The sequence below is a fragment of the Pseudomonas azerbaijanorientalis genome (genome assembly GCF_019139795.1).
GTDB lineage: Bacteria > Pseudomonadota > Gammaproteobacteria > Pseudomonadales > Pseudomonadaceae > Aquipseudomonas > Aquipseudomonas laurylsulfatiphila.
In genome coordinates, this window is record NZ_CP077078.1 from 4,573,618 (window position 1) to 4,598,458 (window position 24,841).

The following is a 24,841-nucleotide window of genomic DNA, read 5'->3' on the forward strand; positions in this document are numbered from 1 at the left end:
ATGGAGGTCTTCATGTCCTGGATCATTCTGTTTTTCGCCGGCCTTTTCGAAGTGGGCTGGGCCGTCGGCCTCAAGTACACCGACGGTTTCACCCGCCCGCTCCCCACCGTATTGACCGTTGCGGCCATGGCTATCAGCCTTGGCTTGCTCGGCCTTGCAATGAAGGAATTGCCGCTGGGCACAGCCTATGCGATCTGGACCGGTGTCGGCGCCGTTGGCACAGTGATCGCCGGGATCATTCTGTTTGGCGAGTCGATGGCGCTGGTGAGGTTGGCGAGTGTGGCGTTGATCATTTCCGGGCTTGTTGGCCTGAAGGTCAGCGCTTAGGCCACTGACGCCATCGCGGGCAAGCCCGCTCCCACAGGGCCGGAGGTGAATCACACATTTTGTGTACACCTGCGATTATTGTGGGAGCGGGCTTGCTCGCGAAGAGGCCGAACTGTCACCGACTATCTAACTGCCCCGCGCAAATCCCCCACCAACGCCTGCAACTTCACCGGCTCCGCCACCTCAACCGCCACCGCCGGCCCGGCCACCAACGTCACCCGCGACCACAACCGGCGAAACAGCCCTTTATTCGGATCGCGACTGAAGAAACTCCCCCACAACCCCTGCAAGGCCAACGGAATCACCGGCACCGGTGTCTCCTCGAGAATCCGCGTCAGCCCGCCCTTGAACTCGTTGATCTCGCCGTCGGCGGTCAATTTGCCCTCGGGGAAGATGCACACCAGCTCACCGTCCTTCAGATACCGGGCAATGCGCGTGAAGGCTTGTTCATATATCTGGATGTCTTCCTGGCGCCCGGCAATAGGAATCGTCCCCGCGGTACGGAAGATGAAGTTCAGTACCGGCAGGTTGTAGATCTTGTAATACATCACAAAGCGAATCGGCCGACGTACCGCGCCGCCAATCAGCAAGGCGTCGACGAACGACACGTGGTTGCACACCAGCAGCGCTGCGCCTTCGTCGGGGATCAGGTCCAGATTGCGGTGCTCCACGCGATACATGGAATGGCTGAGCAGCCAGATCATGAAACGCATGGTGAACTCCGGGACAATCCTGAAGATGTAGGCGTTGACCCCGATGTTCAGCAACGACACGACCAGGAACAACTGCGGGATCGACAGCTTGGCCACGCTCAACAGGACGATCGAGACAATCGCCGACACCACCATGAACAGCGCGTTGAGGATGTTGTTGGCGGCAATCACCCGCGCCCGCTCGTTCTCCGCTGTGCGCGACTGGATCAGCGCGTACAGCGGCACAATGTAGAAACCGCCGAAGACGCCCAGGCCGAGGATATCGAGCAACACCAGCCAGGTGTGGCCGAAACCGAGGATGTCGATCCAGCCATGGCCGGCGGCGCTGTCCGGAATTCCACCGGAATGCCACCACAACAGCAGACCGAAGACGGTCAGGCCGAACGATCCGAACGGCACCAGGCCAATCTCGACTTTGCGCCCGGAAAGCTTCTCGCACAGCATCGAACCCAATGCGATGCCGACCGAGAACACCGTCAGAATCAGCGTCACCACGGTTTCGTCGCCGTGCATCCATTCCTTGGCATAGGCCGGGATCTGCGTCAGATAGATCGCCCCGACAAACCAGAACCATGAGTTGCCGACAATCGAGCGTGACACCGCCGGTGTTTGCCCCAGGCCCAGTTTCAATGTGGCCCAGGACTGGCTGAAGATGTTCCAGTTCAGGCGCATTTGCGGTGTGGCGGCCGCCGCCCGGGGAATGCTGCGGCTGGCCAGGTAGCCGAGCACGGCAATGCCGATGATCGCCGTGGACACCACCGGTGCGTAATGCGCTGAAGACATCATGATTCCGGCGCCAATGGTGCCGGCGAGGATCGCCAGGAAGGTGCCCATTTCCACCAGGCCGTTGCCGCCGACCAGTTCTTCCTCACGCAGGGCCTGCGGCAGGATCGAGTACTTCACCGGCCCGAACAGCGCCGAATGGGTGCCCATGGCGAACAGCGCCAGCAGCATCAACGACAGGTGATCGAACAGAAAACCGACGGCGCCGACCGCCATGATGGCAATTTCCCCAAGCTTGATCAGGCGGATCAACGCATCCTTGGCGAACTTTTCCCCGAATTGCCCGGCCAGGGCCGAGAACAGGAAAAACGGCAGGATAAACAGCAGCGCACACAGGTTGACCCAGACAGAGCGGTCACCCTCGATGGTCAGCTTGTACAAAATCGCCAGGATCAACGACTGCTTGAACACATTGTCGTTGAATGCCCCAAGGGACTGGGTAATGAAGAACGGCAGGAAGCGCCGGGTACGCAACAAGGTGAACTGTGAGGGGTGACTCATCTTCCATGTGTCCCTGATTATGTAGAGAGTGGCCTGGATACTGTAATTGGAGTATCGAAACTCGATCCAGGCCACACCTTACCTAATCTTTGCCGGTTATTTCTTCAATCCGGCAATGCATGGCGAGACAAACAGTTCACCACGCCAGGCGCCCAGCACCGTGCGCTTGCCGACGATCAGCCACATCACCGCCAACAACGCCACCAGCACACAGCCAGACACACTGAAAAACGTCAGGTTCAAGGTGCTGGCCAGCTTCAACGTCGCCAGAGAATAGACGCCCAACGGGAAGGTGAAGCCCCACCAGCCCAGATTGAAGGGGATGCCGGCACGCAGGTAGCGCACAGTGATCAGCAACGCCATCAGCATCCACCACAGGCCGAAACCCCACAGGGTGATACCGGACACCAGGCCCAATCCCGCAGCAATCTCACCGACGCCCGGCAAACCGTTGGCCGCGAAAATCAGCGGTGCATCGCCGCCCAGTACCAGCATGCCCAACGCGCCGGTGCCGATCGGGCCAAGGGCCAGCCAGCTCGAGGCGGCCATGTTTTCGTGGGGCAGCTTATGCAAGGCCATGCGCAGCAACAGAATGGTCAGGATGCTGAAGGCCACCGGCAGGGAGAAGGCCCAGAGTACATAGCTGGTCACCAGCACCACCAGTTGCGAGTGAGCGTCGGGCAAATGCGGCGCCAACAGGCCACCACTGGCGGCCGCCACTTCTGCAGCGACCACCGGCAACAACCAGACGGCGGTCATCTGGTCGATGCTGTGCTCCTGACGTGTGAACATCATGTAGGGAATCAGCACACCGCAGGCCAGCGACATCGCCACATCCAGCCACCACAGCGCCTCGGCGAGGTGAATCACACCGTCGCCCCAGCGCGGCAGGCCGAACACCAGGAAGCCGTTGATGATGGTCGCCAGGCCCATCGGGATGGTGCCGAAAAACATCGAGACCGTGGAATGGCCGAAGATCCGTCGTGCTTCGTCGAAAAACAGCAGCCAACGCGCGGCGTACAGCGCTGTAAACAGCAGGAACAACGCGATGTTGAACAGCCACAGGGCTTCGGCAAAGGCGCGCAAGGCGGGCATGGCGACCGGCAATTGCGCCAGTGCCAACGCCAGTACGCCGGTACCCATGGTGGCCGCGAACCAGTTGGGGGTGAACTGGCGGATCACTTCGCGGGGATGCTGCAAGTGACTGAAAGGTTTGATTCCGGGCTTGATGCTATTGGCGCATGTCATGGCGAACTCCTGTCCTCTCGTGAGGTGGAGCCCATGTTAGATCCGAATAGAATATCTATATAACGGGTAATATCTCTATATCTTATCGATATTACTTATATATGGTCAGACACTCCCCTCCGATTCGACCACCAATATCCGAGCCGGCCCTACCGGATGCGCCACATGCTCAGTACCGACCGAGGCATGAAAAATGTCACCGACTTCCAGCAACGCTTCCCGCTCCACCCCCTCTTCGCGATAACGCATCCGCACCTGGCCATCGAGCACCACGAACACTTCCTCGCCGTCGTTGACGTGCCATTTGTAGGGTTGATCGGTCCAATGCAGCCGCGTGGTGATGCCGTTCATGCTGGCGATGTCCAGCGCGACCCAGGCACGCTCGCCAGTGAAAGATTTGCTGCGGATGATCTTCATGGTCCGATCCTTCGAGTGAGCTGAGAAGAGGCCAAGGCTAACCCGGATACAAGTGCTGGTGGAATGTGGCAAGGCCAGTCCAGACACTGAAAATCAACCTGCGACACCCCGCCACGCCACGACCTTGGTCGAAACTGACTAACGCTGGCGGTCGTGCGAGACTGTCTGTCCGGGCGAGAGGCCCGGGTGTCTTTGTCTGGAGTCCCCATGCCGCTGTCCACCGGGCTGATTGCCGTCGTCGCCCTGGCCTATATGGCCATCATGTTCGCCATCGCCTTCTATGGCGACCGTCGCAGCGCGCCCTTGCCGCCGCGTGTGCGTGCCTGGGTGTACAGCCTGTCGCTGGCGGTCTATTGCACCAGCTGGACGTTCTTCGGCGCCGTGGGTCAGGCCGCCGAACAGCTCTGGTCATTCCTGCCGATCTACCTCGGGCCGATCCTGTTGCTGGTCGGCGCGCCGTGGGTCCTGCAGAAAATGGTGATGATCAGCAAACAGGAGAACATCACCTCGATCGCCGACTTCATCGCCGCGCGCTATGGCAAATCCCAGTCGCTGGCGGTGGTGGTGGCACTGATTTGCCTGGTCGGCGTGCTGCCCTATATCGCGTTGCAGCTCAAAGGCATTGTGCTCGGTGTGAACCTGCTGATCGGTGCTGGCGCCGATGCCATGGGCACCCGGGCCCAGGACACGGCGCTGATAGTGTCGCTGGTGCTGGCGCTGTTCACCATCGTCTTCGGTACCCGCAACCTCGACGCCACGGAGCACCACCGCGGCATGGTGCTGGCCATTGCCTTCGAGTCACTGGTCAAGCTGTTCGCGTTTCTCGCGGTCGGCGCGTTCGTGACCTACGGCCTGTACGACGGTTTCGACGACCTGTTCGACCAGGCCATGCTGGCGCCGCGTCTGGAACAGTACTGGAAGGAAACCATCAACTGGCCGTCGATGGTGGTGCAGACCGGTGTGGCAATGATGGCGATCATTTGCTTGCCACGGCAGTTCCACGTGACCGTTGTCGAGAACATCGATCCCCAGGATCTGCGCCTGGCCAAGTGGGTATTCCCGGCCTACCTCGCCCTGGCTGCATTGTTTGTCGTGCCGATCGCCCTGGCCGGCCAGATGCTGCTGCCCAGCTCGGTATTGCCGGACTCGTTCGTCATCAGCCTGCCCCTGGCGCAGGCGCATCCGGCGCTGGCCCTGCTGGCGTTTATCGGTGGCGCATCGGCGGCCACCGGCATGGTGATCGTGGCCAGCGTGGCGCTGTCGACCATGGTATCCAATGACATGCTGTTGCCCTGGCTGCTGCGTCGCAACAACGCCGAGCGCCCGTTCGAAGTGTTCCGCCAGTGGATGTTGTCGGTGCGCCGCGTCAGCATCGTGGTCATTCTGTTGCTGGCCTACGTCAGTTACCGCCTGCTGGGCTCGACCGCCAGCCTGGCGACCATCGGCCAGATCGCCTTCGCTGCCGTGACCCAACTGGCCCCCGCCATGCTCGGTGCGCTGTACTGGAAACAGGCCAACCGCCGCGGCGTTTTCGCCGGCCTCGCCGCAGGCACCTTCCTGTGGTTCTACACCCTGATCCTGCCGATTGCCGCCCTCAGCCTCGGCCTTTCCTTGAGCACATTCCCGGGGCTGGCCTGGTTGCACAGCAATCCACTGAACCTGCCGATCACCCCGCTGACCCAAGGCGTGGTGCTGTCGCTGGCTGGCAACTTCACACTGTTCGCCTGGGTCTCGGTGTTGTCGCGCACCCGGGTTTCCGAGCACTGGCAGGCAGGCCGCTTCATCGGCCAGGAAATCAGTGCCCGCCCCAGCGCACGCTCGATGCTGGCGGTGCAGATCAACGACCTGCTGCAACTGGCGGCGCGCTTCGTCGGCGAAGAACGCGCCCGTCAAAGCTTCATCCGCTTTGCCTATCGCCAGGGCAAAGGCTTCAACCCGAACCAGAACGCCGACGGTGAATGGATCGCCCACACCGAACGCCTGCTGGCCGGTGTACTCGGTGCCTCTTCGACCCGCGCGGTGGTCAAAGCCGCCATCGAAGGCCGGGAGATGCAACTGGAAGACGTCGTGCGCATCGCAGACGAAGCCTCGGAGGTGCTGCAATTCAACCGTGCCTTGCTGCAAGGCGCCATCGAGAACATCACCCAGGGCATCAGCGTGGTCGACCAGTCGCTGAAACTGGTGGCCTGGAACCGTCGCTACCTGGAGTTGTTCAACTACCCGGACGGCTTGATCAGTGTCGGTCGGCCGATCGCCGACATCATTCGCCACAATGCCGAGCGCGGCCTGTGCGGCCCCGGCGAAGCCGAAGTCCACGTCGCACGTCGCCTGCACTGGATGCGCCAGGGCCGCGCGCATACCTCCGAGCGCCTATTCCCCAACGGCCGGGTCATCGAGTTGATCGGCAACCCGATGCCGGGCGGTGGCTTCGTCATGAGTTTCACCGACATCACCGCATTCCGCGAAGCCGAACAGGCGCTGACCGAAGCCAACGAAGGCCTGGAGCAACGGGTCACCGAACGGACCCACGAACTGTCGCAGCTCAACGTCGCCCTGACCGAAGCCAAAGGCACCGCCGAGGCGGCCAACCAGTCCAAGACCCGTTTCCTCGCGGCCGTCAGCCATGACTTGATGCAACCGCTCAATGCGGCACGCCTGTTCTCCGCCGCCCTCTCCCATCAGCACGATGGACTCTCCGGCGAAGCGCAGAAACTGGTCGGACACCTGGACAGCTCGCTGCGCTCGGCCGAGGACCTGATCAGCGACCTGCTGGACATTTCCCGCCTGGAGAACGGCAAGATCAACCCGAATCGCCAGCCGTTCGCGCTCAACGAACTGTTCGACACCCTCGGTGCAGAGTTCAAGGTGCTGGCGCAGGAACAAGACCTGGAGTTCCGCGTTCGTGGCAGCATGCTGCGAGTCGACAGCGACATCAAACTGCTGCGGCGAATTTTGCAGAACTTCCTGACCAATGCGTTTCGCTACGGCAAAGGGCCGGTACTACTGGGCGTTCGCCGGCACAAGGAAACATTGAGCCTGGAAGTCTGGGACCGCGGGCCGGGTATTCCGGAAGATAAACAACAGGTGATTTTCGAAGAGTTCAAGCGCCTCGACAGCCACCAGACACGGGCCGAAAAAGGCCTCGGCCTGGGGCTGGCGATTGCCGACGGGCTATGTCGCGTGCTCGGCCATACCTTGCGCGTGCGCTCCTGGCCGGGACGTGGCAGCGTGTTCAGCGTCAGCGTGCCGCTGGCCCGGGCGCAAACCGCAGCGCCGGTCAAAGTCGCCGAGCTCAATGGCAAATTGCTCAATGGCGCGCAGGTGCTGTGCATCGATAACGAGGACAGCATCCTGATCGGCATGAACAGCTTGCTCAGCCGCTGGGGATGCCAGGTCTGGACCGCACGCAATCGCGAGGAGTGCGCAACGCTGCTGGGCGAAGGCATGCGCCCGCAATTGGCGCTGGTGGATTACCACCTCGATCATGGCGAAACCGGAACCGATCTGATGGCCTGGTTGCGCACGCAAATGGGCGAGCCGGTTCCTGGTGTGGTGATCAGCGCCGATGGCCGGCCGGAGACGGTCGACAAGGTCCATGCAGCAGGGCTGGATTACCTGGCCAAACCGGTGAAACCGGCGGCGTTGCGGGCGTTGTTGAGTCGGTATTTGCCGTTGTAACCCGGGCTGACTCAAAACCCTGTGGCGAGGGGGCTTGCCCCCGTTCGGCTGCGTAGCAGTCGTCAGACAATCCAAATGGTATGGGGGCCGCTGCGCGGCCCAACGGGGGCAAGCCCCCTCGCCACAGGGTCCACGCTCGACCTAGGGCTACTCCGGCAACTCGACCAACCCATCGACATCGGTCATCGCCCGCTCCAGCAAATCCGCCGGCAGGCTCTTGCTCGCCCGTGCCCCCAGAAGCTTGAGTTGTTCACTGCGACTGACCAGGTTGCCACGCCCCTCTGTCAGCTTGTTGCGTGCCGAACTGTAAGCCTTGTCCAGTTGCTGCAGGCGATTGCCGACCTCGTCCAGATCCTGAATGAACAGCACGAACTTGTCGTACAGCCACCCGGCCCGCTCGGCGATTTCCCGGGCGTTCTGGCTCTGGCGCTCCTGTTTCCACAAACTGTCGATGACACGCAGGGTCGCCAACAACGTGGTGGGGCTGACGATCACGATGTTGCGGTCGAATGCCTCCTGAAACAGCGTCGGCTCAGCCTGCAACGCAGCAGAAAACGCCGCCTCGATCGGCACGAAGAGCAGCACGAAATCCAGGCTGTGCAAGCCATCGAGGCGCTTGTAATCCTTGCCGGCCAGGCCTTTGACGTGATTGCGCAATGAAAGCACGTGCTGCTTGATGGCGATCTGGCCGATGGCCTCGTCCTCAGCCGCCACGTATTGCTGATAGGCCGTCAGGCTGACCTTGGAGTCGACCACCACCTGCTTGTCGCCCGGCAGGTAAATGATCACGTCCGGCTGGAAGCGTTCACCGTCCGGTCCCTTGAGATTGACCTGAGTCTGGTACTCGCGACCCTTCTCCAGCCCGGCATGCTCGAGCACGCGCTCAAGGATCAGTTCGCCCCAATTGCCTTGGGTCTTCTGCCCTTTCAAGGCGCGGGTCAGGTTGGTGGCTTCGTCGCTCAAGCGCAAATTCAGCTGTTGCAGGCGCTCCAGTTCCTTTGCCAGGGAGAAACGCTCACGAGCTTCGTTCTGATAGCTTTCCTCGACGCGCTTTTCGAAGGACTGGATGCGCTCCTTGAGCGGATCGAGCAACTGTCCCAGGCGCTGCTGGCTGGTTTCGGCAAAACGCTGCTCGCGCTCATCGAAAATCTTCCCCGCCAGCTCGGCAAACTGCGCGCGCAATTCGTCCCGCGAACCTTGCAGGTCGTCAAGGCGTTGCTGATGGCTGTCCTGTTGCTCGCGCAATTCGGCGTTGAGCGACGCGGCCTGGGCATCCAGACGGCGCAGTTCGGCTTCCTTGCCAGCGCGCTCGATATTCCACGCATGGGCGGCGTCCCGGGCGTCGTCGCGCTCAATCTGCAGCAGTTCGACTTCACGACGCAGTGCAGCCAGATCAGCCTGCTTGGCGGAGTTGGCTTGGGTCAGATCAGCGATTTCATCGCGGCTGGACTCGAGTTGTGCATTCAAGCCGTCCTGTGCCAGTTGCGCCATGGCCAGGCGCTCCTGCAGCAGTGCAACGTCTGCCTGCGTGGTGCTGGCCCGCCGCTGAAGTTGCCAGGCCAATACCAGCAACGGCAACCCTGCCGCTGCCAGACCCAGCAATACGCTGGTCAAGTCCATTGCCATAGCCACTCCTGCCATTCGGGTAAAGCCTGAAGGTTAACCAAGGCGTCCGGTCTTGGACAGCTCAGTCTTCGATCAGCCCCAGTTCCTGTTGAGCGCGGCGATCGCCTGCGCGGGCGGCCTGACGCAACAGGTCCTGACCGATACGGCGGTCCCGGGCATTCCCGCATTCGCGGCACATCAACTGGCCAAGGCGACTTTGCGCAGCAACCACGCCCTCACGGGCCGGTTGCTTGAGCAGACGTCCGGCAATGTGTTTGACGCCAGGGTTTTCGCCCAGGTGCGGACTGTCCAACAGCCACTCTGCCACGCGCATGGAAAAGCGCTTGGTAGGGGCAACAGAGGGTGGTGTGGAGGTAGAGGAAACAGGGGCTGAGCGAAACTTCATAAAGCACTGTGGGGCAGATCGGAAGGCGCGCAACTTTACTCTCTTTTTCTTACAGGTAAAGCTGAAAATGTCCCGGCACGCCCGTCCTAGAGCAAGCGCTCGGGACAATCCACAGAAGCTGTGGATAACTCAGTGGACAACCGTCCTTGAACCCGCTCAAAGCCCTGTGGAATGGGGTTCGCAGTCAAACTGACGATTTTTTCACCAGTAAAAAAAAGCGATGTTTTTCATTGACTTAAATTTTGGTTACAGGCAGCGATTGCGCTTGAACGTGAGATGACAGCGGGGTGACAGACTCTGCAACTAATGTGCACAAGTGCCTTTGCGACGGTTATATCAATGCACTTTTTCGGCGCGTTTTTTGGTCATGCCTGGGGATAAGCCCTGGCAAACCCGGTATTTAGACAGCTGCGTTGCTAGCAACATCGATGACCGATGGTCGGATTTTGCTCTGCTACAGGGCGTATCAATTGGAGGCAGTGCCGCTTCATACGCTTATCTACAAGGCAAAACAGCACCCGCACGGAAATTCTTTTTGCTATCACACTTCCCTTGGGCAGTTCAATCCGTTAGTATCCGCGGCGTTAGTACCAAGCTGAAAGTCAATTCTGGTCGAACAAATCCCCCCGGTCAGCCTTCCCGACGGAAGCCTCCACCGAACAAGCGGGATCGACCACCTCGATGGTTTCCAGGTAAATCTTGCGCCGACACAACCTTTGAATCGAAAGCAAAGGGTGTTGCTCCGCCTGCTTACTCTGCTCGAACCAACCTGCAAATTGATCAGGATCTTCACCCCGGGCCCAGAACCTTTGCCCTCGATGTGTTGCCTGCCCTCCTAAGTACCTACCTGCCAGCCCAAGCGCGCCAACTTATCAGCGCTTCAAACTGGCTGCTTTGTTCCAGTCGGGTTCTTCGTTCGATCAATGGTGATCGACGTTACTGGAACGTTTTAACGTTGCACGGTTCTTATCCGTGTCATTTGTAGGAACACCAATAATGTCTACTCAAATCCACACTCAGGATGCCATTCGCACCCTAACCAACGCTTTTGCACCAATGAACTGCCTGATCATGGCCGCTCGCAAAGGCTGCTTCAGCTTCACCCTGGTCAACGAACACGGCATCGCTCGTCACAGCGAACGCCTGTACCCCGATCAATACTCCAGCGCCGAGCCGCTGCAGGCCGTGATCGAGCGTACCCGTCAGGCCCTGGTTGCCTGAAACGCCAGAAAGGCTGAAAAACCCGAAAGCCCTGCCCGAAAAGCAGGGCTTTTTATTGCCCGATGTTTCCCCGCACTCGAACCACGACTAAGCACGATCCGATATAAGGGTTATAACTGGTCGCTGGAAATATTTTAAAAACAGTCCTTTACAGCGCGAATATGACACTACACTTCAACTCAAGCGGCTTGACCCGCTTGCGGCGAGCCTGAACCGATTCACAGCTGCCAAGCCCCCCCCTTCAGGCATCGCCGTCCAATTCAGGTTTCGAGGGTTTTATGGGTATCGCTGCCAGCGAACTGTGCCGCTATGTGATTCGTCCGACATTGATCTACCTCGGACGCCAAAGCGCTACTGCCGAATCCCTGCTGCTGGGCATTGCCGCCAGCCAGTCAGCCCTTGGTTCCGCCCTGCATGACCGCCGTGGGCACGGCCTGTACCGCATCGCCGAACCCCGCCACCAGGCACTTTGGGACCATTACCTGGCCCTTGATCCGGAGCGTGCAAGCCTGGTCCGCGGCCTGGCCAGCCAACATGCGTTTCTGAGCGGGCCGCACCTCGAGTTGACTGTCAACCTGCGTTACGCCACAGCCATCGCCTGGCTGCTGGTGGAAGAACAGAATACCCCCCTCCCCTCCCCTGATGATTTGTTGGGCATGGCCAGGATCTGGCGCCAGACATTTCATCCCCAGGGGCGTCTGCGTGATTTCACCAGCGCCTGGCAAACCTGTGTTTCACCCCTGAATCAGGTAGCCTGCTGACACCTCTGGATCCAAACATCGCGAAACATGTGGTGATTTTGGTCGGATTGTCCTACAAAACCGCTCTAAATCAAGGCATACAGCCTATGGCGCCGGGACGAAAATGTTGGTAATTTTCGCCCCGCTGATCACCAGGAGTCCTAATAATGAAAAAAGTAATGCTCAAAACCACCATTAGTCTCGCCGTTGCCATGGCATCCACCCAGATTTTCGCAAGTGGCTTTGCCCTGAACGAACAAAGCATCAGCGGGATGGGGACAGGTTTTGCCGGGCGATCTTCCTCTGCCGACGACGCATCCACCATTGCTGGCAACCCTGCCGGCATGTCCCGCATCAAGCGCGAACAAGTGACCGGCGGTGTTGCATTCATCGACGCGCACACTGACATCAGTGACGCCAACTCCCGTCCGAACGGCGGTACCAACAAAGGTGACATGGTCCCTTTCATGGGCGTGCCGATGGGTTACTACGTCAAACCAATCGACGACCACTGGGCATTCGGTATCGGCGTGTACGCACCATTCGGTCTGGTCACCGACTACGAAAACAACTTTGCCGGCCGCTACTTCGGCAGCAAGAGCGAAGTTAGAATCGTCACCCTGCAACCGACTGTCAGCTACGCCTTCAACGACAAGGTTTCCATCGGTTTCGGCCCGACCATCAACCGCATCGACGGCACCCTGGAATCGAACCTGTCGATCACCCAGGCCGCGCCAGACGGCAAGGTCAAGATCGAAGGTGACGACACTGCGCTGGGCTACAACATCGGCGTTCTGGTTCAAGCCACCGACAGCACGCGTGTCGGCCTGACCTACCACTCGAAAGTGAAGTACAAGCTCGAAGGCAACACCAAGGTCAACTACGGCTTGCTGGGCCTGATCGGCCAGAACCCGAATCAGAAGTACGACGCTTCGCTGGACCTGACCACACCTGAATCGGTGGACTTCTCGGTCACTCACCAGCTCGACGACAAGTGGACTCTGTACGCAGGCAGCACCTGGACCCGCTGGAGCCGCCTGAAAGAAATCACCGTTGAAAACACAGGTGTTCCAGCCGCTCTGAATGGCCAGTTCGGTACCATCACCGAAGAACAGAACTGGCACGACACCTGGGCTCACGCCATCGGCGCGTCCTACCAGTTGAACAAGCAGTGGGTACTGCGTACCGGTCTGTCCGTTGACCAGGCACCGACCAACAACGTTGACCGTTCCCCTCGCATCCCGACGGGCGATCGCAAGATTTTCAGCGTGGGCGCCGGCTGGAGTCCGACCGACGACCTGACCATCGACCTGGCGTATTCGTACCTGCGCGAAGAGTCGGTCAAGGTCAACAACAGCAACGACCGTGGCCAGAACTACAACGCCAAGTATGAAAACTACGCGAACGGTTTCGGCCTCGGTGCAACCTACCGCTTCTGATGATTCCCGGCGATCCTGAATCGCTCGCCACCGGAATCAAAAAAAGCCCCGCTCTCTTTATAGAGGCGGGGCTTTTCAGTGGGCATCGATCAGGGGGTCGAAGCGAGCGGAGGCGAAGCCAGGGCTTTTTCTACCGCGGCGATGAACTCGGGATCATCCGGCTTGGTCAGGCTGGAGAAACTGGCGATCACCTTGCCCTGGCGATCGACCACATACTTGTAGAAATTCCACTTCGGCGCACTGGCCTGACTGGCGAGGACTTTGAACAAGTGCGTTGCGTCTTCGCCGCGAACCTTCTGTGGCTCAGTCATGGTGAAGGTCACGCCGTAGTTGGCATAGCAGACTTTCGCAGTCTCGGCGCTGTCTTTGGACTCCTGCTTGAAGTCGTTTGACGGCACGCCGAGTATTTCCAGCCCTTGCCCCTTGTAGCGCTGATTGAGTGCCTCAAGGCCCTCGAACTGCGGTGCGAAGCCGCAGAAACTGGCGGTATTGACCACCACCAGCGGCTTGTCGGCGAAACGCTGGCACAGGTCGATGGACTCCTTGGCCCGCAACTTCGGCAGCGAGCCCTGCAGCACCTCCGGACAGTCAGCGGCCCAGGCCGGCCCGGACAACGCCATCAGCAACGCGGGAACAACACACCAGCGCTTGAGCATCTCGAGCCTCCTTGATAATTCGTCAAAAGCGACGTTACTCGCCCTCGCCGCTCACTAGCAAGCCCCCATGCCCAACTGCATCAGCGCCAGCCCGCCCTGATGCCAGCCCCACCACGACAACGCCAGCAACAAGGCGCAGACGGCGGCTACAGCGATCCGGGGCCAAAGTCTGTTCATGTCGCACTCATCGGTGTTTGCAGGCGCGCCACCGGCCGTTCACGCACCGGCCAGTTGAGGGCCGCGGCCAACAGGCTCAAGAGAATTGCCACTTGCCAGATCAAGTCATAACTCCCGGTTCGGTCATACACCACCCCGCCCAACCAGCCGCCCAGGAACGAACCGAGCTGGTGAAACAGGAAAACAATCCCGCCGAGCATGGACAGGTTTCGCACGCCAAACAAGGTCGCCACCGTACCGTTGGTCAATGGCACCGTCGACAGCCACAGGAAGCCCATGGCCATGCCGAACAGGTAGGCCGTGGTGGTGGTCACCGGTGCCCACAGGAACAACGCAATGACCACCGCCCGCAACAAGTACAGACCGGTGAGCAAACGCGGTTTGGACATGCGCCCGCCGAGCCACCCGGCGGTATAGGTGCCGAAAATGTTGAACAGGCCGATCAGCGCCAGCACCGTGGTGCCGACCGTGGCCGGTAGATGCTGGTCCACCAGGTAGGCCGGCAAGTGCACACCGATGAACACCACCTGGAATCCGCAGACAAAAAAGCCGAACGCCAGCAGCCAGAATCCGGAATGCGAGCAGGCTTCGCGCAGTGCTTCGCCAAGGGTTTGTTCATGGCCCAGGACGGGTAATGGCGTGTCCTTGAGCATGCTCACCAGCGGTACGATCAACGCCACCAGCAAGCCCAGCGCGAGCAACGCCGCGGACCAGCCAAGCCATCCGATCAAACCAAGAGTACCGGGCAACATCGCGAACTGGCCGAACGAGCCGGCAGCACTGGCGATCCCCATGCCCATGCTGCGTTTTTCCGGTGGTACTGCGCGGCCGACCACACCCAGAATCACCGAGAACGACGTGCCGGACAGACCGATACCGATCAGCAGGCCGGCGCTCAGGGACAGCGTCACTGCCGAGTCGGAGAGCCCCATGCAAATCAGCCCGGCCGCGTACAGGACGCCACCGATCAGCACCACTTTCGCCGCGCCGAAGCGGTCGGCCAGCGCACCGGTGAATGGCTGGGCGAGGCCCCAGATCAGGTTCTGCAAGGCGATGGCGAAGGCAAAGACTTCACGACCCCAGCCGAACTCGGCACTCATCGGCGCCAGAAACAGCCCGAAGCCATGTCGAACCCCCAGAGACAACGCAAGGATCAGCGCACTCCCCAACAGAACCCAACCGCACGTACGCCACATCGATGTCATTGTTGTTCTCCGGTAGCGGGTATATACCCGCTTATGTTCGGAAAAACTGGCGTCACGCCAGTTCGTCCAGCAGCTTCAATAAGATTTCGCGCTTCTCGGCCCCCAGGCGATCGATCAAGCGTTGTTGTGCGGCTTCCCAGGCCGGCAAGGCAGCCTTGAGACGCTCCGCCCCGGCCTCGGTCAGCAGGACGATACGGTTACGCATGTCTTCGCCCTCGACCAGTGTCACCAGGCCCTCCCCCTCCAGCACCCGCAAATTGCGCCCCAAGGTGCTGCGGTCCAGGCCCATGGCCTCGGCCAGGGTTGAAATGCTCGGCTGATCCAGACGCTGCAGATTGCACAGCAAAGAATACTGCGCAACGTTGATCCCGAAGCCGTCGAGAGCGCCGTCGTAATGCCTGCTGACGCCACGGGCGGCGCGACGCAGGTTGATGCATAAACATTGGGAATCGAGCATGGTGCGTGTATATACCCGCGAGCGTGTTAAATCAAGTTACATGGTTTTTTCAGTGACTGAGCGGCGCCTGCTAGATCGCCATCGCGGGCAAGCCCGCTCCCACAGAGATTTTCGGTGTGCCCACTATTTTGCCAACAAAACAGAAACCCTGTGGGAGCGGGCTTGCCCGCGAAGGGGCCAGAACATTCAATACAACCCCATCAGAACAGCGCCAAGCCTACCAGCACTGCAACTTCCAGCAACTCCAGCATTGCCCCTGCCGTATCGCCAGTCGTTCCACCGAGCCGCCGCAGCATCACCTGGCGCAACCAGACAAACCCGAGAACCGCCAACACCACCGCCAGCACACCACTCAAACCGGCAATCAGCACACAGGCCAGTGCACTGACCGCCAACACCTGCCTGCCCGCCGAGCGCGGAAGATGATCGGCCAAGGCCTGCCCCAGGCCACCGGCACGCACATAGGGTGTGGTCAGGAACAAGCCGAGCAACGCGCTGCGACCGATCAACGGCACGATGATCAATGCCAGCGAATCCGGTTGCCCGATCAACGCCAGCAGCGCAGTGAACTTGAGCAACAACACCAGCACCAGCGTCACCACCGCGATCGGCCCGCTGCGCGGGTCTTTCATGATGGTCAGCGTACGCTCACGGTCGCCAAAACCGCCGAGCCAGGCGTCGGCGCTGTCCGCCAGGCCATCGAGATGCAACCCGCCGCTGAGCAGTACCCAGACGCTCAGCAATAACGCCGCGTGCAACAACGCCGGCGCACCCTGCAACAGCCAGCTCACTGCCCACAGAATTGCGCCAAAGAGCAATCCCACCAGCGGATAAAACAGCAGTGACCGCCCCAGTTCCCCAGGCTCAGGCATGCCGGGCAGGCGAATCGGCAGGCTGCTGAGAAATTGCAGGGCGATCCAGAATGGCAACATGGTCAAAGCACTTCCTTCAACAAACCATCGGACTCCATCATCAGCGAAAACAGTGCGCCATGCCCGACCTCAACGTTGAGCAGCTGCTCTCGCGGCAGCCCGCGCGCTTGTGCCAGCAACAGGCGCATCACCCCGCCGTGGCTGATCAGCAGAATGCGCTCACCGGCACAGGTCGCGTGCAAACGCTCCAGCGCTGCCAATACCCGTGTCGAAAAGCCTGCAACCGGCTCACCCTGAGACGGCGTGAACGAGTAAGGATTGGCCCAGAACAAGCCGAGCGCCTGCGCGTCGGTTTCCATCAACGCCGCCGCGCTCTGCCCTTCCCAGGCGCCGAAATGCAACTCTTGCAGGTCTTTATCCAACTGCACCGGTACACCCAGTTGTGCACCGAGCTCCTCGGCAAACCGCGCACAACGCTGCAATGGCGAACTGACTAACCGGTCCCATGGCCCTTGCCCGACCACGGCGGCTCGCATCTGCGCCCAGCCCGTTTCGGTCAACGCATCATCGATGCTGCCGCGCAGGCCACCGCCGAATTCGGTTTCACCGTGACGCAACAGATCCAGGCGCAGGGTCATGCCGGACGATCTGCCACGGCGGCTTCGGCGAAGGTCGCCATTTGCCCGTGCAGGTCGCACGCCAGACGCAACAGCGGCACAGCCAATGCCGCACCACTGCCTTCACCGAGCCGCAGACCAAGATCAAGCAAGGGTTGCGCACCCAGGGTTTCCAGCACATGACGGTGCCCCGGCTCTGCGCCACGATGACCGAACAACAGCCACTGACGGCATTCGGGATTCAAGCGCACCGCGACCAGCGCAGCGACACTGCAGATGAAGCCGTCCACCAGCACCGCGACACCGCCTTGAGCACAGGCGAGATAGGCACCGACCAGCGCCGCAATCTCGAAGCCACCGAGGTTGAACAGGGTCTGCAAGGCATCGCCACGCTGCGGGCCATGCAATACCAGGGCACGCTCGATCACCCGGGCTTTATGGCTGACACCTTCGGCGTTGAGCCCGGTGCCAGGCCCGGTCAAATGGCCCACCGGGCAATCGAGTAAGGCACAGGCCAGGGCGCTGGCGGCGGTGGTGTTGCCAATGCCCATTTCGCCACCGATGAACAACTGCGCACCGCTGGCAATCGCCCGTTGCACGCTGTCACGGCCGGCCTGCAAAGCGAGTTGTCCCTGGGCTGCGGTCATGGCCGGCCCCTGTACAAAATTCGCCGTGCCCGGGCCGACGTTCAGGTGACGCACACCGGGCAGGTTCAGCGACGACGTCACCGTGCCAAGGTCAACCACCTCAAGGGAAGCGCCCAGTTGTCGCGCCAGGACGCTGATCGCCGCACCACCGCTGACGAAGTTGAGCAGCATCTGCCCGGTGACTTCCTGGGGATAGGCCGACACGCCCTCGGCGACCACGCCATGGTCGCCGGCAAATATCGCGATCCACACCTGTTCCAGACTCGGCTTGACCCGTCCCTGCAATCCCGCCAGTTGCACCGCCACCGACTCCAGCTGGCCGAGGGAGCCGGCCGGCTTGGTCAGTTGCTGTTGCCGCGCCTGGGCCTGTTCGAGCGCTTGGGTATCGACCGGCCTGCACGGGTTCAGCCACCAGGATTGAGTCATAACGCAGTTCCTTTCAGAGTCAGGGGCAGGCCGGCGACGGTCAGGACGACACGCTGACAGCGCTCAGCCAGAGCTTGATGCAGCCAACCGGCTTCATCGACATAGCGGCGAGTCAATTCGCCCAGCGGCACGACACCCATTCCGGTCTCGTTGCTGACAAAAATGATTTCACCCGGCAACGCTGCCAGGCAGTCCAGCAGGGCATCACGCTCGGCTTGCAAGCGCCCGGCATCGTCGAGCATCAGCAGGTTGGTCAGCCACAGGGTCAGGCAATCCACCAGCAGACAGTGGTCGGCACGGGCGCTTTCACGCAGTACCCGGGCCAGTTCCAGGGGTTCTTCAATCAGTGCCCATTCGGCAGGACGACGGGCGCGGTGATGAGCCACCCGCTCGCTCATTTCGCCATCCAGTGGCTGGCTGGTGGCGATGTAAGTGACGGTCAGGGCGCTGTCGATGGCGAGTTTTTCAGCCAGACGACTCTTGCCGGAGCGGGCGCCGCCGAGGATCAGTTGGAGCATGGTTGTTTTCCTTGAAATTTTCGCTGAGGCGACTGGCCTCATCGCGGGCAAGCCCGCTCCCACAGGATTACGAGGTGTACTCAAATTTCACGATCAACCCAAATCTCTGTGGGAGCGGGCTTGCCCGCGAAGAGGCCAGAGCTTTCACCTCAGATTCCACAGAGCTGCCGCAACAGCCCGGTATCCAGATGCTTCTCCACCAGATCCGCCAGCCGCTCGATATCGCGCTCGCGCAACGCGTGGTAATCCACGTCCTGCACCTCCTGCAAACCGGCCCAGCGCAACAGCGCACTGCACGCCGCCGGCGATTCGAACAGCCCGTGCAGGTAGGTGCCGAAAACCTGCCCGTCCGCACTTTGCGCACCGTCGCAGCGGCCGTCATCCAGATGCACGGCGGCATTTTCCAGAGCCGGTCCGGTGGTCACGCCGGCATGGATTTCATAGCCTGATACCGGCGCATCTTCCAGCGCCAGGCGACCGCACACATTGCGCAGCTGTTTCTCTTGTTCGAGCCGGGTCTGGAACGCCAACAGCCCCAAACCGGCACTGGAACCCGGCGCGCCCTCGAGGCCCAGCGGGTCATGCACCTGCTCACCGAGCATCTGCAGGCCGCCACAGATCCCCAGCAGTTTCCCGCCGTAACGCAGATGCCGGGCAATCGCGGTTTCCCAGCCGTTGGCCCGCAGGTACGCGAGGTCGCTGCGGACACTTTTCGAACCAGGAAGAATGATCAGGTCGGCAGGTGGAACCGCCTGGCCGGGCCCGATGAATTGCAGGTCCACTTGCGGATGCAGGCGCAGCGGATCGAAATCGGTGTGATTGCTGATGCGCGGCAGCACCGGCACCACGACTTTCAGCACCCGTTCGGCTTTATCGGTCTGGCGCTGATCGATGCCGTCTTCGGCCTCCAGGTGCAGGTCCATCACATACGGCAGCACGCCAATCACCGGTTTGCCGGTGCGTTCTTCAAGCCAGTCGAGACCGGGTTGCAGCAACGCGATGTCACCGCGAAAACGATTGATGATGAAGCCTTTGACCCGCGCCTGTTCGCTCGGCGACAGCAGTTCGAGGGTACCCACCAGATGGGCGAAAACCCCGCCGCGATTGATATCGGCAATCAGCAACACCGGGCAATCCACCGCTTCGGCGAAGCCCATGTTGGCAATGTCGCCGGCGCGCAAATTGATTTCCGCCGGCGAGCCTGCGCCTTCGACCATCACCAGCGGATACGCCGCGCTCAAGCGCTCGTGGGAGGCCAGCACCGCTTGCATGGCGATGCTTTTGTAGTCGTGATAGGCGACGGCGTTCATGGTCGTGACGGCGCGGCCATGGATGATCACCTGGGCACCGGTGTCACTGTTGGGCTTGAGCAATACCGGATTCATGTCGGTGTGCGGTGCGAGGTGCGCGGCCTGGGCCTGAACCGCCTGGGCACGGCCAATCTCGCCGCCGTCGGCGGTCACCGCACTGTTGAGTGCCATGTTCTGCGGCTTGAACGGCACCACCTTGACGCCCTGACGCGTGGCCCAACGGCACAACGCAGTCACCAGCGTGCTTTTCCCGGCATCCGACGTGGTGCCCTGCACCATCAGCGTGGTCATTGGTTTTCCTTGGCGAAATCTTCGAAGGCTTGCGCCAGTCGCACCCAGGCGGCTTCGTCACCGGGCAGGCCGAATCGCAGGCTGCTGTTGTGCGTGAACAACCGCAGGAGAATACCGCGCCGGGCCATGAATTCATGCAGTGCTTCGGCGCGCTCGGTGATCAGCCACTGGAACAGCGCACAGCCGCCCTGGGGCTCGAAGCCGTGTTGCTGCAGCAACGACGCCAGGCGCTCGCTGGCCTCTTCGGTGCGCAGCCGTTGCCGCGTTTGCCCCTGCGTATCGCGCAGACAGGCCTGCCCCACTACCCGGGTTGCCCCGCTCACGGCCCAGGGCCCCACTTGTTCTGCCAGCAACTTGAGCAACTTGCGCTCGGCCAGCACAAACCCCAGGCGCACACCGGCCAGGCCGAAAAACTTGCCGAATGAGCGCAAGACGATCAGCCCGACCTGATGGGCAAACGGCGCCAGGCTCAGTTGTGGCGTGTTATCCATGAACGCTTCGTCCACCACCAGCCAGCCACCGCGCTGGGCCAGTCGCGTGTGCCAGTCGAGCAGGCGACTGGGGGGGAGGCTCAGGCCCGTGGGATTATTCGGATTGACCACCACCAGCACGTCGAAACTGTCGATAAAGAAGTCGACTTCCTGCTCCAGCACTTCGCGCACGATGTAGCCGTTGCGACGCCAGGCTTCGGCGTGCTCGGCGTAGCACGGCGACAACACACCCACCTTGCCTGCCCGCCGCAATCGCGGCAGCAGCTGGATCGCCATTTGCGAACCGGCCACCGGTAATGCCTGCAAGGTGCCGTAGTAATCACAGGCGGCCTGTTCCAGACCATCGTCCGCCTCCGGCAAACGAGCCCAGGCCCGCAGCGGAATATCCGGCACCGGGAACGGCCAGGGTGCAAGGCCTGTCGACAGGTCCAGCCAGTCGGCTTCATCTATGCCGTATTCGAGCGCCGCCTTGCGCAATCGGCCACCGTGCTCAAGCATAAAATTCAGCCCCCAGGCAGAGAATCAGCAGCCATAACCATACCCCGCGCTGGACCAGTTGCCAGCCTTGGTCAATGGAGTCGGCGTCCGCCGGCACGCCTTCGCCCAGTTGCGGACGCTGGTGCAGTTCACCGTGATAAATCGCCGCGCCGCCCAATTCAACGCCAAGGGCCCCTGCCCCTGCCGCCATTACCGGGCCGGCGTTCGGACTGTCCCAGGTCGGGCCCTGGGTGCGCCAGCATTTGAACGCCAGCCGGGTTTTGCCCAGCAGCGCGTAAGTCAGTGCCACCAGACGCGCAGGAATGTAATTGAGCACGTCGTCGATCTTCGCCGCCGCCCAGCCGAACCGTTCGAAGCGCTCATTGCGATAGCCCCACATCGCATCCAGCGTATTGCTCAGGCGATAGAGCACCACGCCCGGCGCACCGGCCACGACAAACCAGAACAACGCGGCGAACACCGCGTCGCTACCGTTTTCCAGCACCGACTCGGTGGCGGCACGGGCGACTTCGGTTTTATCCAGGTCACTGGTTTTACGGCTGACCAGATAACTCACACGTTTGCGTGCTTCATCCAGATCATCGCCGCGCAAGGCCTTGGCTACCGGCGTGACGTGTTCACCGAGGCTGCGCATGCCGAGGGCGCAATAGAGCGCGAGAATCTCGACGATCCAGCCAACGTAAGGCGCCCAGGAGAATGCCGTGACCAGCAGCACCAGTGGCAGCACGGCGATCACCCACGCGGTGACGCCATGGCTGCGCCAGCCGCGACCGCCACCGTTGAAACGTTGCTCGATGCGATCGGCAAAACGGCCGAACGCCACCAGCGGATGCCAGCGTTTGGGTTCACCCAGCAGCGCATCCAGCGCAACCGCGGCGACACTCAACAACGCCACACTCATGGACTCACTCCCCAATAATTTTCATACAGCAATTCATGCAGCGCACGCGCCTGCGCCCAGCCTTCGAGCACCAGCATCGGCGCCGGGTAGAACGCCTTTACCGGCCCCAGGCACAGCACCGCCAGCGGTTTGGCTCCCGGCGGCAGCCTCAGCAGGTCCGCCAGTGCCTGGGGTTCGAACAGCGACACCCAGCCCATCCCCAGCCCTTCGGCGCGGGACGCGAGCCACAGGTTCTGGATGGCACAGGACAGCGAGGCCATGTCCATTTCCGGCAAGGTGCGACGGCCGAAGATATGCTGTTCGCGGTTGTCCATCAGTGCGGCGACCAGTACCTCGGCGCAATCGTTGATGCCTTCCACCTTGAGCTTCATGAACTCGTCGCTGCGCTCGCCGAGGGCTTCGGCGGTGCGCACGCGCTCCTCCTCCACGAGCCCCTGGATTTGCCCGCGCAAGGCGCGATCACTGATGCGGATGAAGCGCCAGGGCTGCATCAGGCCGACGCTGGGTGCCTGATGCGCAGCCTCGAGCAGGCGCTGGAGCAACTCGGGCTCGACCGTGCCGCCACTAAAGTGGCGCATGTCGCGGCGCTCGCCGATGGCGCGATAGACCGCTGCGCGTTCGGCTTCGGTGAATGCGTTGTCTGTCATGGCCTCTTCGCGAGCAGGCTCGCTCCCACATTTAGAAGTGAGCTGCCTGAAGAAATGCATTCCTCTGTGGGAGCGGGCTTGCTCGCGAAGGCGGCTTCAAGGTCCGGCGCAAACAGCGCAGCAATCGCCGAGGGGTTCGACGGAAAATAAAAGTGCACATAAGAGGCAGTCATCCGCCCCTCGCGATAAACCGCTTCCGCACCGCGCCCGCCGTTAGGGCTCACGCCCCGGGCAATCGGCGCCAATTCAGTGCTGGTCAGTGAATGGTGATAGGTGTGCCCGCGCAGCGAACCTTCCGGCAACTCCACCGCTTGCAACGCCAACGCTGCCAGACGCTTTTGCATGACCGCATCACCGGTCAGCAAACCAACCAGTTCGGCACGAGTGCCCTCGACATCGGTCAGGGAGTCGAGCAGATACAGCATGCCACCACACTCGGCGAGCAAGGGTTTGCCAGCGGCGTGGTGCGCGCGGATCGCGTCGAGCATCGCGGTATTTTGTGCCAGCGCAACATGGTGCAGTTCCGGGTAACCACCCGGCAGATACAGGCTGTCCGCCTGCGGCAACGCACGGTCGCGGATCGGCGAGAAAAACGACAGCTCGGCGCCCATCGCCCGCAGCAAATCCAGGCTCGCACCGTAGGTGAACGCAAAGGCTTCATCACGGGCCACCGCAATGCGCACACCGGCCAGCAGCGGTTCGGCGACGATGACATCGGGGGCGGCGAACTCGACTGCCGGTGGCAGCGCGACCTCGCAACTGTTGGCCAGGGCATCGGCTGCCGCATCGAGGCGCAGGTCGAGATCATTCAGTTCACTGGCTTGAACCAGCCCCAGGTGTCGGCTCGGCAGTTCAATCCCGGTTTCCCGGGACAGCGCGCCGTACCAGCGCAAGCCTTCAGTCAGGCTGCCTTCGAGCAGTTGCGCGTGGCGCAGCGTGCCGACGCGGTTGGCCAGCACGCCGGCGAACGGCAAGTCCGGCTGATAACGCGCCAGCCCCAGGGCCAGTGCGCCGAAGGTCTGGGCCATGGCGGTACCGTCGATCACACCCAGTACTGGCACACCGAAATGCCGTGCCAGATCGGCGCTCGACGGCGTACCGTCGAACAGCCCCATGACGCCTTCGATCAGGATCAGGTCGGCGTCAGCGGCGGCTTCCCACAGCAACCGGCGACTCTCCTGCTCGCCGACCATCCACATGTCCAGTTGATACACCGGCGCACCGCTGGCGCGTTCGAGGATCATCGGATCGAGAAAGTCGGGGCCGCACTTGAACACGCGAACTTTGCGCCCCTGATTGCGATGCAAGCGGGCCAGCGCCGCAGTAACGGTGGTCTTGCCCTGGCCGGAGGCCGGCGCGGCAATCAGAACCGCCGGGCAATGACGAGGCTGGCTCACAGCTCGACGCCTTTCTGCGCTTTGATCCCAGCCTGAAAGGCGTGTTTGATCATGCCCATTTCGGTGACCGTGTCGGCCATCTCGATCATTTCCGGCTTGGCGGCACGCCCGGTGACCACCACGTGTTGCATCGGCGGCCGGGCCTGCAAGTCGCTGAGTACCTGATCGAGATCGAGGTAGCCGTGCTTGAGGGCGATGTTCAGCTCATCCAGCACCACCAGGCCGATGGACGGATCGCGCAGCAGTTCCCGGGACACCGCCCACGCCGCTTCGGCGGCAGCGATGTCGCGCTGACGGTCCTGGGTTTCCCAGGTAAACCCTTCGCCCATCACATGAAAACGCACCTGCTCGGGAAAGCGCCGGAAAAACAACTCTTCGCCGGTACTGTTGCGGCCCTTGATGAACTGGACCACACCGCATTGCATGCCGTGCCCCATGGCGCGGGCGAGCATGCCGAAGGCCGAACTGCTCTTGCCTTTACCGTTGCCGGTCAGCACCAGCAACAGACCACACTCGTTCGGGGAATTGGCGATGCGCTCGTCGATCACGGCTTTTTTGCGCTGCATGCGCGCCAGGTGGCGTTCGTCACGATCGGGGGTATCAGTCATGGGGGAGCTCTCCGTTGAGGCAGGAATAACGGCGGGCAGGCACAG

Annotated in this window: 24 protein-coding genes; 5 read left to right on the plus strand and 19 right to left on the minus strand. The window is 61.5% G+C overall.

Features of this window, described 5'->3' with window-relative positions:
• Positions 1–12: 12 nt before the first annotated feature.
• On the plus strand, positions 13–327 hold the full coding sequence (gene sugE, locus KSS91_RS20345; RefSeq protein ID WP_007977599.1) for a quaternary ammonium compound efflux SMR transporter SugE: 315 nt from the start codon (positions 13–15) through the stop codon (positions 325–327).
• Between the two features lie 122 nt (positions 328–449).
• On the opposite strand, the gene KSS91_RS20350 is transcribed toward sugE, so the two are convergent.
• From KSS91_RS20350 to KSS91_RS20360, 3 genes are all read right to left on the minus strand, one after another.
• Entirely contained in the window at positions 450–2,324 is a 1,875-nt protein-coding gene (locus KSS91_RS20350; RefSeq protein ID WP_217835927.1) for an MFS transporter, read from the minus strand.
• 96 nt (positions 2,325–2,420) lie between these two features.
• Positions 2,421–3,572, minus strand: a complete 1,152-nt coding sequence (locus KSS91_RS20355; protein ID WP_217835928.1) for a TDT family transporter — start codon at positions 3,570–3,572, stop codon at positions 2,421–2,423.
• A gap of 105 nt (positions 3,573–3,677) precedes the next feature.
• Positions 3,678–3,989: a cupin domain-containing protein gene (locus KSS91_RS20360; RefSeq protein ID WP_217835929.1), complete on the minus strand. Its 312-nt coding sequence runs from the start codon at positions 3,987–3,989 to the stop codon at positions 3,678–3,680.
• A 207-nt stretch (positions 3,990–4,196) separates the two neighbouring features.
• Here KSS91_RS20360 and KSS91_RS20365 point away from each other — a divergent pair, with 207 nt between their 5' ends.
• Positions 4,197–7,667, plus strand: a complete 3,471-nt coding sequence (locus tag KSS91_RS20365) for a hybrid sensor histidine kinase/response regulator (protein ID WP_217835930.1) — start codon at positions 4,197–4,199, stop codon at positions 7,665–7,667.
• Positions 7,668–7,814: 147 nt separating this feature from the next.
• Here KSS91_RS20365 and KSS91_RS20370 read toward each other — a convergent pair whose 3' ends face one another.
• Both KSS91_RS20370 and KSS91_RS20375 read right to left on the minus strand, forming a co-directional pair.
• Entirely contained in the window at positions 7,815–9,179 is a 1,365-nt protein-coding gene (locus KSS91_RS20370; protein ID WP_217838453.1) for a DNA recombination protein RmuC, read from the minus strand.
• A gap of 175 nt (positions 9,180–9,354) precedes the next feature.
• On the minus strand, positions 9,355–9,678 hold the full coding sequence (locus tag KSS91_RS20375) for an SEL1-like repeat protein (RefSeq protein WP_367617146.1): 324 nt from the start codon (positions 9,676–9,678) through the stop codon (positions 9,355–9,357).
• A 996-nt stretch (positions 9,679–10,674) separates the two neighbouring features.
• Here KSS91_RS20375 and KSS91_RS20380 point away from each other — a divergent pair.
• The 3 genes from KSS91_RS20380 to KSS91_RS20390 all read left to right on the plus strand — a co-directional run bounded on the left by KSS91_RS20380 (position 10,675) and on the right by KSS91_RS20390 (position 13,078).
• Positions 10,675–10,899, plus strand: a complete 225-nt coding sequence (locus tag KSS91_RS20380; RefSeq protein ID WP_007898912.1) for a hypothetical protein — start codon at positions 10,675–10,677, stop codon at positions 10,897–10,899.
• Between the two features lie 278 nt (positions 10,900–11,177).
• Complete coding sequence (locus KSS91_RS20385) at positions 11,178–11,660, plus strand: hypothetical protein (RefSeq protein WP_217835932.1); 483 nt, start codon at positions 11,178–11,180, stop codon at positions 11,658–11,660.
• A 146-nt stretch (positions 11,661–11,806) separates the two neighbouring features.
• Positions 11,807–13,078, plus strand: coding sequence for an OmpP1/FadL family transporter (locus KSS91_RS20390; RefSeq protein WP_217835933.1), 1,272 nt, complete (start codon positions 11,807–11,809; stop codon positions 13,076–13,078).
• 89 nt (positions 13,079–13,167) lie between these two features.
• Here the strand turns inward: KSS91_RS20390 and KSS91_RS20395 are convergent, their stop codons facing one another.
• The 14 genes from KSS91_RS20395 to cobO form a co-directional block, all read right to left on the minus strand.
• Complete coding sequence (locus KSS91_RS20395; RefSeq protein WP_217835934.1) at positions 13,168–13,734, minus strand: glutathione peroxidase; 567 nt, start codon at positions 13,732–13,734, stop codon at positions 13,168–13,170.
• A 54-nt stretch (positions 13,735–13,788) separates the two neighbouring features.
• Entirely contained in the window at positions 13,789–13,911 is a 123-nt protein-coding gene (locus KSS91_RS28515) for a hypothetical protein (RefSeq protein ID WP_263288213.1), read from the minus strand.
• Positions 13,908–15,116, minus strand: a complete 1,209-nt coding sequence (locus KSS91_RS20400; RefSeq protein WP_217835935.1) for an MFS transporter — start codon at positions 15,114–15,116, stop codon at positions 13,908–13,910. Before KSS91_RS20400 ends, KSS91_RS28515 begins: the two co-directional genes overlap by 4 nt.
• A gap of 52 nt (positions 15,117–15,168) precedes the next feature.
• The gene (locus KSS91_RS20405; RefSeq protein ID WP_007984513.1) at positions 15,169–15,573 is read right to left on the minus strand and encodes a MarR family winged helix-turn-helix transcriptional regulator; all 405 of its coding nucleotides are present in this window, start codon (positions 15,571–15,573) and stop codon (positions 15,169–15,171) included.
• Between the two features lie 200 nt (positions 15,574–15,773).
• Entirely contained in the window at positions 15,774–16,505 is a 732-nt protein-coding gene (locus tag KSS91_RS20410) for an adenosylcobinamide-GDP ribazoletransferase (protein ID WP_217835936.1), read from the minus strand.
• 2 nt (positions 16,506–16,507) lie between these two features.
• Positions 16,508–17,083, minus strand: coding sequence for an alpha-ribazole phosphatase family protein (cobC, locus tag KSS91_RS20415; protein WP_217835937.1), 576 nt, complete (start codon positions 17,081–17,083; stop codon positions 16,508–16,510).
• A complete protein-coding gene (cobT, locus tag KSS91_RS20420; protein ID WP_217835938.1) occupies positions 17,080–18,135 on the minus strand; it encodes a nicotinate-nucleotide--dimethylbenzimidazole phosphoribosyltransferase in 1,056 nt (351 codons plus the stop codon). The genes cobC and cobT overlap by 4 nt, the downstream gene beginning before the upstream one ends.
• The gene (gene cobU / locus KSS91_RS20425; RefSeq protein WP_015096160.1) at positions 18,132–18,653 is read right to left on the minus strand and encodes a bifunctional adenosylcobinamide kinase/adenosylcobinamide-phosphate guanylyltransferase; all 522 of its coding nucleotides are present in this window, start codon (positions 18,651–18,653) and stop codon (positions 18,132–18,134) included. Before cobU ends, cobT begins: the two co-directional genes overlap by 4 nt.
• A gap of 149 nt (positions 18,654–18,802) precedes the next feature.
• Positions 18,803–20,254, minus strand: coding sequence for a cobyric acid synthase (locus KSS91_RS20430; protein WP_217835939.1), 1,452 nt, complete (start codon positions 20,252–20,254; stop codon positions 18,803–18,805).
• The gene (gene cobD, locus KSS91_RS20435) at positions 20,251–21,243 is read right to left on the minus strand and encodes a threonine-phosphate decarboxylase CobD (protein ID WP_217835940.1); all 993 of its coding nucleotides are present in this window, start codon (positions 21,241–21,243) and stop codon (positions 20,251–20,253) included. Before cobD ends, KSS91_RS20430 begins: the two co-directional genes overlap by 4 nt.
• On the minus strand, positions 21,236–22,144 hold the full coding sequence (gene cbiB / locus KSS91_RS20440) for an adenosylcobinamide-phosphate synthase CbiB (RefSeq protein WP_217835941.1): 909 nt from the start codon (positions 22,142–22,144) through the stop codon (positions 21,236–21,238). The genes cobD and cbiB overlap by 8 nt, the downstream gene beginning before the upstream one ends.
• Positions 22,141–22,791: a 5,6-dimethylbenzimidazole synthase gene (gene bluB / locus KSS91_RS20445; RefSeq protein WP_217835942.1), complete on the minus strand. Its 651-nt coding sequence runs from the start codon at positions 22,789–22,791 to the stop codon at positions 22,141–22,143. The genes cbiB and bluB overlap by 4 nt, the downstream gene beginning before the upstream one ends.
• Positions 22,788–24,188 (minus strand): cobyrinic acid a,c-diamide synthase CobB, encoded by a 1,401-nt coding sequence (locus KSS91_RS20450; RefSeq protein WP_217835943.1) that lies wholly within the window; start codon positions 24,186–24,188, stop codon positions 22,788–22,790. The genes bluB and KSS91_RS20450 overlap by 4 nt, the downstream gene beginning before the upstream one ends.
• Positions 24,185–24,796, minus strand: coding sequence for a cob(I)yrinic acid a,c-diamide adenosyltransferase (gene cobO, locus KSS91_RS20455; RefSeq protein ID WP_007984541.1), 612 nt, complete (start codon positions 24,794–24,796; stop codon positions 24,185–24,187). The genes KSS91_RS20450 and cobO overlap by 4 nt, the downstream gene beginning before the upstream one ends.
• Positions 24,797–24,841 lie beyond the last annotated feature (45 nt).